Origin of the sequence: Sphingobacterium chuzhouense (assembly GCF_014692525.1) — a bacterium.
Lineage (GTDB): Bacteria > Bacteroidota > Bacteroidia > Sphingobacteriales > Sphingobacteriaceae > Sphingobacterium > Sphingobacterium chuzhouense.
On sequence record NZ_JACNYL010000001.1, the window covers coordinates 14,890 to 29,714 of the forward strand.

The following is a 14,825-nucleotide window of genomic DNA, read 5'->3' on the forward strand; positions in this document are numbered from 1 at the left end:
AAAAGATGAAAATTTGGAAATATTGTTAACAGGTTTCGAACCGCTTCAATCCAATTTCATTTTCGTAGAAATGCAAATTTCCGTCAGTCTTGTTAGGAAAGATGAAATTTTGATAGCTTTTCGAATCGATATTTTATTTCCTTTATCAAGTTCAATTTTAATAATGCTTGTGATTAATTCTTGTTGTTCTTTGCTAAAATTACACGTTGTTGTTTCTTCAAAACTCTCTTCACTATTTAGATATTGGAATCCATAGACTATCTTAACCTCATCTTTGAGATAATTTATAATATCATTATCATTATAGACTAAATTCTCGTTTAGAAAAAGAGAAGCCACTTTTAATATGATAGAATTGTCGATATCTTGAAAAAGACAGGCAGGTTTTAAAAAGCATGATGTGAGCTTTTCTAAACCCTGCTTCTGTTGTACATCAAGTTTATAAGCATCATTGATTTGTGCACCTAAAATGTCAATTCTATTCTCACAATCTGATTTTATTGTAAGATAGTCTTCTTCGTCAATAGTACCTTTAACTAAAAGCTCCCTTGCATTAGCAACTCGTTCTATCATTTTATGTAGAGATCTGTTGATATTGGTTTTGTCAATAGATTTTTGTTCGTACAATTTGTCGTAAATCTTTCTGATAAGATCTTCGAAAATTGGAGTATATTCCACATTTGGTTTTAGCAGACTAATCCCTGATAATAAGTTTTCATTTACTTTATCGGCTCTTATACGGTAGCCGCAAGAAGAAGAGCAGTGATAATAAAAGTACTTTTTAGACCTTCCCTTTGAGCCACTGCCCGACATTTTTTTTAAACAAAGTGGGCAATTGAGCATTCCTTTAAACATAAGCTCACTATTGGCGCTTTGTTTAACGTATTTTTTGTCGCGTCGTTTAATTCTTGATTGTACTTCATCAAAAAGTTCTATCGAAATTAAAGGATTATGGATTCTGTGAACCTCTACTATATTTTTTCCATCTAAAGATGGAACTCTTATTTTACCACAATAGACCGGATTTTGAAGTATATTGAAGAAAGCATTTAAACTACATTTTAACCCTGTTTTGAGAACTCTTTTATAGTAAGAGCGAACAGACACATTTTCATCGAATCCTTCGAACATTTTTTTGATTAATGTTGCTTCTGGCTCACGGGGAACGATTGTTTTTGTGCCGTCTGGTAACGATATATTGAGATAACCTATAGGTGCTCGACCCATATACCGCCCTTCTTTTTTTGCTTTGTGTATACCTTGTTTGATATTTAAAGATCTTCGGTCGTTCTCTACTTCCGCTGTGACGATGTACATCGCCAATAATACTTTGTTTTCAGGTATCGACATATCCAAAGGTTGATCTATAGCCTGAGGTTCAATGCCCAGCTTTTGGAGTTGGTTGATTGTATAATATGCATTTGCTGTATTCCGACTAAATCGATCCCAACGTGTAAATAGAATAAGGTTTGGTCTTGCAGTTCTGTTAATATTTAATTGTTTCATCATGGTAATCCAAGCCGGCCGTTCGAAGTTTTTTGCTGAATGGTCTTCAAATATGGTCAGGACAATTTCAATATGATTATCTTTACAATATTTATTTAATTTTTCTTCCTGGCTACGCTGTGAGTATCCTTTCTGTGCTTGTTCGTCTGTGCTGACTCTGATGTAAATGATTGCTGTTTGCATGATTCTAAAGTTGTTTTGTGTTAATGTGCAAAAGATAACAGCTTGCAGAAGATTTATTGATTTCTTGCTTTGTCTTATCAGGAGTGTCCTTTTGAATTTATTCGGTTTCTTTAATATGAATGTCATTAAAAGCTTTTTACATACTTAGATACACAGCTTTAACCTGCAGTACATACATTCATTTAGCTAGTAGATTTGATCCATCAACCTACGCCTCTCGTAGTCGTATATTAGGAAAAATAGTGCTGATAAGCATTACGGAGGCTGTCGTGGAAAAATTGAATCTGTATTGATTATTTTTATATCTTTACCAATCGTCTTATGATAAGACCCAATTTTTAGGTCTTATCGTAAAACAAAAGGTAATATGGCAGACAGCGTTTATATATCAGAACATCTTACGAAGCCCCAACTTGAGTTCTTAAAGTTGCTGGATGACTATGAAATACAGCTGTTCAAATTCTCCGAAATCGAACAATTATTGGAACAAAAGTTTGACAACTTAAGTGAAATTCTAGAGAATCTGGTTAATAAAGAACTCCTTGTACGGATCGAGAAAGGTAAATTTTGCAGGCAAAGTTTTAGAGATGAATATGTAATAGGAACTTTCATCGTAGAGAATAGTGCCGTGGCTTATTGGTCAGCGCTAAATTTACACGGGTTGACAGAACAGTTCTCCAATACCGTCTTTATTCAGACGACTCATCAAAAAAACGATAAGTCAATCTTAGGCACTTCTTATAAATTCGTTAGGATAGCACCTAATAAAAAAACAGGAGTCATACACAATGGTTACGGTAACCTTCAGTACCCGATAACCGATGTAGAGAAAACAATAGTCGATTGCTTTGACCTACCTCAACATTCTGGTGGTTATGCGGAATTGATCAGAGCCGTTGGCCAAGCGCAATTGCAACCCAATAAATTAATCGAGTACTGCCAGGCAGTGAATAATATAGCTGTCACCAAACGTATTGGCTATTTGGTTGAACTTCTCCAGATTATAGACATGGATCCTTTTATAGATTTTGCCAAGAAACAGGTAAATAATAGATATAACTTGTTTGATCCCCAGGGATTGGAAGAAGGTGAATTTGTAGCTGAATGGCGATTGAGGTTAAATATCAGCCGGGAAGAATTGTTAGACATATCCAATAAGCAATACTAAATGATACTGAAAAAGGAAATAGAGAAGAACGCGTTGGAACACGAAGTGTCCAGAAGTACCATTGACAAGGATTGGGTATTGGGTCATTTTGTCGATGCTATATTTTCGATAGATTCTTGCAGAGAAGCACTAATCTTCAAAGGAGGAACATGTTTACGGAAATGTTATATCCCAGATTATCGTTTTTCAGAAGATTTAGATTTTACATCCATCGATCCGGATTTTCAATTGGATGAAGATCTATTGAGGCAAATCATGTTGTTAGTACAAGATCGTACGGGTATGCCACTACATTTGGAAAAGCTTACGCCCCTTCGTCATAATGATATGCCTATGGGGTTCGCTGCCATTGTTAAATTTTGGGGAGCCGATCATTCCAGGGACCAAATTCCGCCAGATCCTTCCAGGTGGACCACTTCGATTAAGATTGAAATTATTCTGCACGAGAAGATGCTGTTCGAACCAACTTTGAAAACGGTGTATCACGATTATTCTGATCAGCTAACCTATGCAGTAAATGAAATTGCCTGTTACGATGTAAGAGAAGTGTTGTCTGAAAAGTTAAGAGCCTTAATACAACGCTCCTATACAGCACCACGCGACTATTATGATATATGGTATTTATCCAAGCATGTCAGCGATCTCGATTGGACGGAGATCAAGCAGGCATTTTTAGCAAAAATGGCATTTAAAGGACTTGAATTTACAGGAGTAGAACAGCTTCTGAATGCTAAAAGTGAAAACACGGTGAAACGAGCATGGAAAAATAGTTTAGGGCATCAGATCGCGACTAGAAAGCTACCTGCTTTTGATGAAGTTAAAAAGGACTTGGAACTATTGTTTAATAAAATCTTCGAAAAGATATAATGGCATTCAATGAAAACTCACGAGTAAAGATTCCTGCCCTTCTCAATTTAATGAAGTTGGGCTATACCTATATTCCATTAAGAGAACATATTCGAAGAGAAGATACCAATATTTTCGATTCGATATTTTTAGAAAGCTTACAAAAAATCAATCCGAGCGCTCAACTGGAAGAGTTAAAAAGAGTATTGGATGAAGTTAGTTTGGAGCTTGATTACGAAGATATTGGTGAAAAATTCTACCAGCGCTTAACAGCGACTTCGGGCATTAAGCTGATTGACTTTAAAAATTTCAATAACAATAGTTTTCATGTTACCACTGAATTGATCTGCAAGAATGGAGACGAAGAATTTCGACCAGACATCACCCTGCTCATCAACGGAATGCCACTCGCATTCGTAGAGGTAAAGAAACCGCACAACAAGGAAGGTGTTTTGGCAGAACGACGCCGTATCAACACACGTTTCAAACAGAAGCACTTTAGGAAATTTGCCAATGCGACACAGTTGATGGTGTTTTCCAATAATATGGAATATGAAGATGGTATTGTAGAACCTGTATTTGGGGCTTTTTATGCTACTTCGGCCTATTCCGATTTGCATTTCAATTATTTTCGTGAAGATGCAGACTATCCGGTAAAGCAGGAATTACTTGCGCTATCTGACGAACAAGAAAATTTTGTTTTGAAAGATAACAATCTGCTAGTTATCAAACATAGCCCAGAGTTTAAAACCAACAAGGAGCCGTATACTCCTACGCACCGTATGCTTATATCTTTGTTCAGCAGAGAGCGATTGGCATTCCTCTTACGTTATTCCATCGCTTATGTTCGTGAAGAAAACGGATTGCAAAAACATATTATGCGGTACCCTCAGGTATTTGCAACCATGGCGATAGCTGCAAAATTGGAAGAAGGAAAGACGAAGGGGATCATATGGCATACGCAAGGTTCTGGAAAAACTGCTTTGGCGTTTTACAATGTAAAGCATCTTACCGACTATTATCAGAAAAAGCAAATTATCCCTAAGTTCTATTTTATTGTTGACCGATTGGATTTATTAATTCAAGCCTCCAATGAATTTGCCAAACGTGGGTTGAAAGTCAATAAGGTTAATTCCCGCCAAGAGTTTATTGCAGATTTAAAGGTGGTTGGTGCCATTCATAACGATAGCGGACAGGCTGAAATCACGGTTGTTAATATTCAAAAATTCAGCGAAGACTCCACTGTTCCCGAAGATATCGGGTACGATATCAATACGCAGCGTATTTTCTTTTTGGACGAGGCGCACAGAAGCTACAATCCAAAGGGTAACTATTTAGCCAATCTGATTAATTCCGATAAAAATGCGGTAAAAATTGCGCTTACCGGCACACCGCTATTAAAGGAAGTAGCTAAGGAATATGACTCTAAATTACTCTTTGGTAACTATATTCATAAATACTATTACAATCGTTCTATCGCCGACGGATATACCCTAAGACTGATCCGTGAAGAAATTGAAGGCAGCTTCAAAATGGAGATGAAGGAAGTCATAGAGCAAATTAAAGTGCTCAGAGGTGATATCAAGGCGTCTGATGTCTATGCTGACCGGAGGTTTGCGCAAGGATTGTTGGATTATATTGCTAAAGACATTGAGGATTTCAGGGATTATTGGAGGGATGAAACACTTGGCGGAATGGTGGTTTGTGATTCGTCCAAGCAGGCTAAAATGCTCTTCCAGTTATTTGAAGAAAGGTATGGGCAACAAGAGATACATGTACAGAATTTGTCCATAGCTGCTGATCCCGGAGTTCCCTATGGCGATAGGCGAAAAGAAAAGCTGACTGCAGCTTTGATATTACATGACGAGAATGATAAACAAATCCGCAAAGATTTGATCGAGGCTTTCAAAAGCGGAAAGATTGACATTCTATTCGTTTACAATATGCTATTGACTGGGTTTGACGCCAAACGATTGAAAAAGTTGTATTTGGCCCGGGTTATCCAGGATCATAATTTATTGCAGACGTTGACGCGTGTGAATCGTCCTTATAAAAATTATCAATATGGCTACGTCGTGGATTTTGCAGATATTTCAAAGGCCTTCGACCGCACCAACCAATTGTATTTTCAGGAGTTGCAGGAACAATTGGGCGATGAGATGGAAATGTATTCACATTTATTCAAATCCGAGGCCGAGATTCGCACCGAAATAAATGAAATTCAAGGAACATTATTTCATTACGACACGCAAAATCGGGAAATTTTCTCCCAACAAATTGCAGCGATACACGATAAGCATGAGTTGATACGATTGGTCAAAGCATTACGTACGGCCAAGGAGCTGAAAAACATTATTTCGATTAATGGCTACGAAGGTCTAGGAGAATTAGTGGACTTTGCCGTGCTGAACCGCTTACTCTTGGAAGCGCAATGCCGATTGGATAATCTAAACTTTGTAGAAAGCCTAGAGAACAGTGATGAAACCCGTAACCTGTTAGACGCCGCACTGGAAGATATCGTTTTCCAATTTATTAAAGTAGGTGAAGAAGAATTGCGCTTAGCAGATGAGTACAAAGACCAACTTCGTAAAACAAGGGAAGCTCTACAGCAGAATTTTGACACCGGTGACCCCGCTTTTATCAGTTTAAAAGAAGAGCTGGAAAGAATCTTTCGAAAGAAAAACCTGTCGGAAACCAATCAGGAGGATATGGTGGAAAACATGCAATTGCTTCGCCAGATCTACGATCAAGCCAAAGAGCTCAACCGTAAAAATGCTTTGTTACGAGCAAAGTACAATCATGATGAAAAATATGCACGTATCCACAAACGTTTGACCGAAAAAGGAAGTTTATCGGCTAAAGAAATGCAGTTGCACCGTGCGCTGATGCAAGTGAAGCTCGAAGTGGATGAAAAACTGGAAGGACAAGAGGACATCTTAGAGAACCAAGCATGGTTCGACCGTTATGTCGTAAAATTAGTCGCCCAACAGTTTGTAGTGAAAGAAAAAATGGAACTGGACGCTACCACGCGTCAAAACATAAGTAATTTGATTGGGAAAGAATATTACCAATTACGCGGAAATATATAAAACATGACACACGATATTACCTATACCACAAAAACCAAACAGCTCATTGACAGCCTAAAAAGCGTATGTGCCAATTATGGTTTGGGCAACGATGGTAACGAATTTAAAATTATAACACAAGTTTTCCTGTATAAGTTCTTAAACGATAAATTCCGGTTCGAAGTCAAAAGACTGAGACCCGAATTGGCGGATAACAAAGAGTTCTATCAGAGTCTAAAAAATCTATACGATACACAAAGTGATCAGTACGAGCTATTGATGGACTTACTGGATGAAAATGTACCTCGTCTGAAACCTCACCAACTGATCTCACACTTGTACAATATCCAAAACTCCGAAGACTTCGCCAAAACATTTGATGATACGTTACGGGATATCAGTATCGAGAATGCCGATGTATTTTCTATCAAATCGTTTTCTGGAGCAAAAGATAAATTGTTCGATGAGTTGAGCAATTACATCACGGATTCTTCGCAGCGGGATGACTTCTGTAAGGCACTAATCAACAAATTGTTTGAGTTTAGTTTTGAGGAGAGTTTTGAAGACTATTTTACAGAGAAATACGACTTCTTTAAGGATATTTTTGAGTATCTTATTAAGGACTACAACTCCGACTCCGGTGGCAAATATGCTGAATATTATACACCCAATGCCGTGGCCCGTATCATTGCCAATATCTTGGTAGAAGGTGATGTTAAGAAAGCCCGGTGTTATGACCCTAGTGTGGGATCAGGTTCCCTATTGATGTCCTTGGCACACAATATTGGCGAAGACAGATGCACCATTTATTCGGAAGATATTTCGCAGAAGTCAAGTACCATGTTGCGATTGAATTTGATCTTAAACAATTTGACACACAGCATTCCGAATGTTATCAAGACCAATACTATTGCGCAGCCGTACTATTTGGGAAAGCAAAAGTTTGATTATATCGTCTCTAACCCACCATTTAATTTGGACTTTTCCGACTTTAGAGAAGATTTAGATACGGATCGATTTAAGGAGCGTTTTTTTGCAGGCATACCAAATGTGCCTAAATCCAAAAAAGAATCGATGGCGATTTACTTGCTCTTTATACAACATATTATGTATAGTCTGAGTGATACTGGAAAAGCAGCGATTGTCGTCCCGACAGGATTTATCACCGCACAAAGTGGGATTGGAAAGAAAATTCGCGAAAAACTCGTTGACAAAGGATGGTTACGTGGTGTCGTCAGCATGCCTAGCAATATTTTTGCTAGTACGGGTACCAATGTTTCTGTGATTTTTATAGATAAACAAGCGGGCAAAGAACAGATCGTGTTGATGGATGCGAGTAAATTGGGCGAAACGGTCAAGGAAGGCAAAAATCAACGTACGGTACTCACCCGGGGAGAAGAAGCAAAGATTGTTAACACGTTCCATAGAAAAGAAGTAGTAGAAGACCTGAGTGTGGTAGTGAATGCTGACGAGGTAAAAGCGAAAAACTATAGCTTCTCTGCAGGTCAATATTTTGAGGTGAAGATAGAGTACGTGGACATCACGTCCGAAGAATTTGCTAACAAAATCAATGGTTTTGAAAACCGTTTGGCGAATCTTTTTAAAAAAGGAAATGAGTTGGATGCTAAAATTCAGAAACAATTAAAAGGATTGAAGTATGAATAAAGTCAAGTTAAAGGATATTGCCATTTCTCAAACAGGACCTTTTGGAAGTCAGCTACACGAAAGTGATTATGTTGAAGAAGGAACACCAATTGTAACTGTTGAACATCTAGGAGAAACAAGCTTCACACATCAAAATCTCCCTTATGTTTCCGAAAAAGATCGAGATAGACTTTCAAAGTATATTTTAAGAGAGGGCGATATTGTTTTCAGCCGGGTAGGATCTGTAGATAGGAATACTTACGTGAGTTTAGAAGAAGATGGTTGGTTGTTTTCAGGTCGATGCATTAGAGTTAGAGTCGATAAAAGCAAGGCTGTTCCGAAGTATATTAGTTTTTACTTTAGACAAAAGGTATTTAAAGAAATGATGCTCAATATTTCTGTGGGTGCAACAATGCCCTCTTTAAATACTAAGCTCATGGATGATATACCGTTAACTTTACCTAATCTTCTTATTCAGGAAAAAGTAGCATCTGTTCTTTCCGCATTAGACGATAAGATTGAACTAAACAATAGAATCAATGCGGAACTGGAGCAAATGAGTAAAACTCTGTATGACTACTGGTTTGTACAGTTTGATTTTCCGAATGAGACCGGTAAACCTTATAAATCTTCCGGTGGTAAGATGGTGTATAATCAAGTGGTGAAAAGAGAGATACCGGAGGGATGGGAAGTTCAAGTGTTTAGTGATTGGATCAAGGAGACCAAGGCTGGAGATTGGGGAAAAGGCATAGAAGAAGGAAACTATACCGAAAGAGTCTATTGTGTTAGAGGAGCGGATATCAATGGGCTTAATGGAAAAGGAGAAGTAAAAGCGCCACAACGCTTTATCTTGAAAAATAATTTGTCAAAAGCGCTAAAACCAAATGATTTCATTATAGAGATATCAGGAGGTAGTCCGACACAATCTACAGGAAGAATTGCTTTATTGACAAATAAGACCTTCGAAAGATTTGATACGGATGTTATTTGTTCAAATTTTTGTAAAGCGATATCACTAAAAGACGAAAAATATATCTTCAATTTTCAGCAAGAATGGCAACGCCTATATAATGCTGGTGTTTTCTTTGGATATGAAGGTAAAACAAGCGGTATTAAAAATTTCTTATTTGATTCGTTCGTAAATTCCTGTAAAGTAGTTTTACCTCCAAAGGATATCGTTGAGCAATACTATAACATTGCTCAGCATTTGGATGAAAAGAAGCAAATCAATCTCCAACAAAATCAAGAACTTGCTCAACTTCGTGATTGGCTATTACCTATGTTAATGAATGGGCAGGTAAAAGTTAGTGACAATTACAATATAGAAAGTGATGATATTTTAATTGCTGCAGAACCGGACGTATGCTATGGTGACACAGAACATTTAGATATTCCGTCCAACAGAAAAGGTTTTGCCCGGCAAGTTTTGGCTGGAAAAGTCGTGTCAGTATTTAAGGACGATCCGAACTTTTCCAATATCAAATTTCAAAAAATACAATTCTTGGCCGAGCATATCATCGAGGCAGATTTGAACCAAAATTATTACTACCAAGCCGCTGGTCCATATGATAACGCTTTTATGAAATCGATATATGGTCATTTCAAAACACAGAAATGGTTTGACTCGCAAAATCAACGCTTCGTACCTTTAACAAAAGAGGAAAAAATCGAGGGATATTATCAAGGTTATTTTGCCCCGGCACAGGTGCGATTGGATAGATTATTTAATTTGCTTTATCAAACAACTGAAGCAGAAGCAGAGATAATTGCAACTATCTACGCCGTATGGAACAACAGAATTATTCAAGGAAAGTCGATATCAGACAATGAGCTGATTGAGGACTTTTATAAGTGGAGTGATCGGAAACAGCAATATACTAGGGATCAAATATTGGTTGGATTAAAGTGGTTAAGAGATAATAACTTGGAGCCAAAAGGGTTTGGAAAATTAATTAAGAAAGCGAAGGGGAAATGAGTCGTATAGAAATCGTACCTTATTCGACAATCGAAGATCATAGCTATGTACCCGATACTGTTATATCAATTAGTGCTGGCCCGTTCGCAGGAGTTCCATTTGAGGATGGGAAAATCACTTTCAATTTTATTGGTTGTAGATTCCGAAAAGTTTTTATTGAAAATTCAGAGGATATAAATTTCGAAAATATTAGTATCCAATTTGTAGCTTGTTATTTAGAAGATTTGCAGGTTGAGAATATTTTATCTCAAAATATCTCCATCCATTTTTTCAACTCTATTTTGACTGGGCGAATAAGTAGCCCTAACCTCAAATCAGTAAGTATAAATAATTGCGTTGGCCGCGGTGTATTCTTCTTAGATCAGAATAGAGTAGATGTCTCATACACAGAAGAAAATGTATTTCCAAAATATTGGCGTAAATTACTGAGAGATATCAATACCGATTTTTTTACAGTTATTAACGAAAAGCAGTCTTTTTATATATACGACACAAAAATTGTTTCTTTTAAAACTAACGAAGCAAACGAAATAAGAAAGGAATTATACAAAAGAAGTTATGAGTCTTATCCGCCTTATAAAGTAGGTTACTACTTCACTGAAGAAGAGAAAGCTCTTTTGAACATCAATCTATTGATACAATATTCGAAGCCGGTTGAGGAACAAACTACAATAATTTCTGGATCCAATTTAAATTCGCTTTCGCTATCGGGAATGACAGAAGGTCCGCTATTGATTGAAAGCACAAAAATCAACAGTTGGTATATTTCTGATTTTCTCCCAAAAGGAGAAGTTAGCTTACATAACATCTATCCAATAGATGATCAAGCTGATAGTAAAATAGGAATACACAAGAGTAATCTTGATGGCGTTTGGTTTGATAACATAGATTTCGATAAATATAAGCGAATTTCTCTTTATAGATCCAAAGTTGCCAAAGCAACATTTACTTCCTGCAATTTTCCCGATCAATATTCGAGTTTTGAGAAATTTATGCCTATTGAGAACGTACATTATCCGGAACGGAAAACGCAAAATCATCACAAAGATCAATATGAGATATTTTTACAATTGAAAAGATCGTTGGAAAATACCGGAAATTACTATGAGGCGCAAAAGTTACAATCAATTGCCCATGATGCTTTGCACAAAATCAATTCGATTTCTTGCGGAGACCGTATCATTCTTAAAGTAAATAGCTTGTCAAATAAACATGGACTTTCGATTATTAGACCTTTTTTATGGTTCATAGGAGTTTCAGTACTTTTATACATACTCTATTTATTAAGTCTTGGGAGAATATTCAATTCTAACCAATTTGACCACAAACTAATCGGTTATTACTTTTCATTTATTGATCTCACGCATCGAAATGACTTTTTAGTTAATAAAGAAGAGTTTACGAACTGGTCATTAGCGATAGATTATATCAGCAAGGTAATTTTTGGATTTATTATTTACCAATTTATTGCTGCGTTTAGAAAATATGGAAAAAAGTAGACTAAGTTTATCTGTAAATCGATAATCTAATTAACTCTTAATATCATGAAAGCAACCTCTACAAACCTTTTAACTGTTCTCAAAGGACCAAAGCAATTTGTAATCCCGATTTATCAGCGAACGTATAGCTGGCAATTATCACAATGTAAACAATTATTATATGATATCTTAAGAGCAGGAAACGACAAAAGCATTTCGGGCCACTTTGTAGGATCTGTTGTTTATTTCCAAGAAAGCATTTATAATACCACGGATGTGCCACAGTTGCTTATTATTGATGGACAACAGCGAGTAACCACCGTTAGTTTAATTATTTTAGGATTATCGGAGTTCCTAAAGAATAATGAAATAGAGATAGAAACCAATGCTTCAAAGCTAAAAAACTATTACCTTTTGAATGCGGACGAAGATAATGAGTTAAGATATAAGCTTTTATTGACTAGAAAGGATAAAGAGACTTATTTAAGTCTTCTGAACGATCTTCCATTGCCGGAGAAATATTCTCAACGGGTTTTTGAAAACTATCAATTTTTTAGGGAAAACATTAACAGAGAAAACGTCAATGCATTATATAATGGCATCATGAAGTTGTTTGCTGTAGATGTTACGCTCGAAAAGGGTAAAGATAACCCGCAACTTATCTTCGAGAGTATGAATTCCACCGGTTTAGATTTGTCTCAAGCTGACCTTATTCGTAATTATATCTTAATGGGACAAGAGATCCAGACCCAAACAAGATTGTATGAAAAGTATTGGTACCCGATGGAACAAAACTATGGAAACGATTATGTAGCATTTTTCGATCGATTTATGCGTGATTACCTTTCTACGAAGACGGGAGTCATACCAAATATTAATCTTGTTTACAATGCGTTCAAATCCTATGCTAACGGATTGCTGATAGAAGATATTGTAGCTGATATTACGGAGTATGCCTCTTATTATGCCAACATGGTATTGCTGAAGGAAAAGGATCCGGACTTATTGAAAGCATTTAAAAACTTGAAAGAACTACGCGTAGATGTGTCTTATCCCTTCTTGCTGGCTGTATATAATGATTACAGCAAACAAATGATCGACAAAGGGAAGTTTTTAGAAGTATTGCAATTAGTGGAAAATTATGTTTTTCGAAGAGCGATTTGTGGAATTGCTACTAACAGTCTGAACAAAACTTTTCTCACACTATATAAATCCGTCAATAAGTTGGATTATTTGGGTAGCCTTTCTGCTACGATGCAACTCTTTAACGGTTACAAGAGGTTTCCGAACGACGGTGAATTTATCCGTGAAATTAAAGTGAAAGATCTATATAATTTCCGATCAAAAACTTACTTCCTCAGCAGATTGGAAAATTACCGACGCAAAGAATGGGTATCTATCATTGATTATACCATAGAACATATACTTCCGCAGAACGAAAACCTCAATATAGAATGGCAGCAGATGCTGGGTGAGAACTGGAAAGAAATACAAAATACTTGGTTGCATACATTGGGCAATCTGACATTGACAGGCTACAATTCGGAACTAAGTGATCGTCCATTTCAAAAAAAGAAAACTATTGAAGGCGGATTTAATCAGTCGCCACTTAACTTGAATAATTACCTACGAACAGTGGAAGAATGGAATGAAATCCATATTCAGGAAAGAGCTGGTCAATTAGCTGAAATCGCAGCTAACGTTTGGAAATACCCTAACCTGTCAGAAGATATGTTAACAAGATATGTTGAACAAGAAAGGCGAATTGCTAATGAATATACTACAAGTGATTACGAGTACCTGTCTGGGGAAATGCTTGTCGTCTTTTACGAGTTGAGAAAGCGGATTCTGGAATTGGATGATTCCGTTAAAGAAGAATTCAAAAAGCTTTATATCGCTTATAAAACATCTACAAATTTTGTTGACATTGTTCCGCAAAAATCTCGTCTTCGATTATCCTTAAATATGCCTTTCAGTGAATTGATAGATCCTGAAAATATATGTAAGGATGTTACAGATCTTGGACGTTGGGGTAATGGAGACGTTGAATTAGGAGTAGCCTCAATTGAAGAAATATCTAAAGCTATGGGATTCATCCAGCAGGCTTTAGATTATCAGGACCAATAATATCTATCTCAAACATCCGGAAGATCTTGGTGTCTCCGGATGTTTCGAAAGGAATCCGCCATCCATCCCATGGCAGTCTTCATCTGTATAAAATCAACGAATACTTCACTTGAATTTATATCTCCGCCATAACGGAAAGTTGTACCATAGGGATCAAACGTATCGAAAGTTAAAATAATATTTGTAAACCAATCGGGACAGTCCTGATCGTATTTTTCTTTGATACTTTTCTTAAATTTTTCGAAGAGTGTTTTTAGATTATGAGTTTGCTTAGCCGAGCCAAACACAGACTTTAAATATAACTCTGTTGCATGTCGGTAATTGTATACAGCTGGACAAAACAGATCCCATGGCGCTTCATTCTTAAGTGCAATATCTATTAATTGATCTCCTGCAAGTTTATAAGAGTTTGCAAGGTAAAATGTATCACTAAATTCGGACAATCCGCTAAATAATACACCGTGCTTCCATGATTCGTCAACTTTATCGTGGTAATAGAATATAAATGGACTTATTTTTAAAATTAGGTCATCTATCAACTCATGATCATAATGGCTATTAGAATTTAATCCTATTTTGATATGTTCTAAATCAGGTTGGTCTTCCCAATAGTAATAAATGTATGCCATTACTCTAACATCATCTAAATTAAAGTAACGTTGATTACCTTTTACTGGATTTGCACCATTACTCAGGTATTCTGCGAAAGTCTTAGCCCACGTTTTGACTGTAGAAGTATCTACCTTAAAAAGCTTGGCAACATAGCAGACCGAAAAGTTATTACTGTATCTATTACTCATTTCTAAAATAAAACGACGTTAAAAGTAATG

Annotated in this window: 9 protein-coding genes; 7 read left to right on the top strand and 2 right to left on the bottom strand. The window is 36.6% G+C overall.

The features are described 5' to 3' along the window. Window positions 1-45 precede the first annotated feature (45 nt). Window positions 46-1,689 (bottom strand): recombinase family protein, encoded by a 1,644-nt coding sequence (locus tag H8B21_RS00070; protein WP_190311763.1) that lies wholly within the window; start codon window positions 1,687-1,689, stop codon window positions 46-48. 367 nt (window positions 1,690-2,056) lie between these two features. Between H8B21_RS00070 and H8B21_RS00075 the strand changes: the two genes are divergently transcribed. Genes H8B21_RS00075 through H8B21_RS00105 form a run of 7 tightly spaced genes read left to right on the top strand, consistent with a single transcriptional unit; the run spans window position 2,057 to window position 13,995 of the window. Next, window positions 2,057-2,857 carry a type IV toxin-antitoxin system AbiEi family antitoxin domain-containing protein gene (locus tag H8B21_RS00075; RefSeq protein WP_190311764.1) on the top strand — a complete coding sequence of 267 codons (801 nt, stop codon included), beginning with the start codon at window positions 2,057-2,059 and terminating at the stop codon, window positions 2,855-2,857. Next, the gene (locus H8B21_RS00080) at window positions 2,858-3,724 is read left to right on the top strand and encodes a nucleotidyl transferase AbiEii/AbiGii toxin family protein (protein ID WP_190311765.1); all 867 of its coding nucleotides are present in this window, start codon (window positions 2,858-2,860) and stop codon (window positions 3,722-3,724) included. Beyond that, entirely contained in the window at window positions 3,724-6,792 is a 3,069-nt protein-coding gene (locus H8B21_RS00085; protein WP_190311766.1) for a type I restriction endonuclease subunit R, read from the top strand. The genes H8B21_RS00080 and H8B21_RS00085 overlap by 1 nt, the downstream gene beginning before the upstream one ends. 3 nt (window positions 6,793-6,795) lie before the next feature. Further along, window positions 6,796-8,436, top strand: coding sequence for an HsdM family class I SAM-dependent methyltransferase (locus H8B21_RS00090; protein ID WP_190311767.1), 1,641 nt, complete (start codon window positions 6,796-6,798; stop codon window positions 8,434-8,436). Beyond that, the gene (locus H8B21_RS00095; RefSeq protein ID WP_190311768.1) at window positions 8,429-10,390 is read left to right on the top strand and encodes a restriction endonuclease subunit S; all 1,962 of its coding nucleotides are present in this window, start codon (window positions 8,429-8,431) and stop codon (window positions 10,388-10,390) included. Before H8B21_RS00090 ends, H8B21_RS00095 begins: the two co-directional genes overlap by 8 nt. Continuing rightward, entirely contained in the window at window positions 10,387-11,889 is a 1,503-nt protein-coding gene (locus H8B21_RS00100; RefSeq protein WP_190311769.1) for a hypothetical protein, read from the top strand. Before H8B21_RS00095 ends, H8B21_RS00100 begins: the two co-directional genes overlap by 4 nt. A gap of 45 nt (window positions 11,890-11,934) precedes the next feature. Further along, window positions 11,935-13,995 carry a DUF262 and DUF1524 domain-containing protein gene (locus tag H8B21_RS00105; RefSeq protein WP_190311770.1) on the top strand — a complete coding sequence of 687 codons (2,061 nt, stop codon included), beginning with the start codon at window positions 11,935-11,937 and terminating at the stop codon, window positions 13,993-13,995. Window positions 13,996-14,003: 8 nt separating this feature from the next. Here the strand turns inward: H8B21_RS00105 and H8B21_RS00110 are convergent, their stop codons facing one another. Further along, window positions 14,004-14,795, bottom strand: a complete 792-nt coding sequence (locus H8B21_RS00110) for a MerR family transcriptional regulator (RefSeq protein WP_190311771.1) — start codon at window positions 14,793-14,795, stop codon at window positions 14,004-14,006. Window positions 14,796-14,825: the final 30 nt, after the last annotated feature.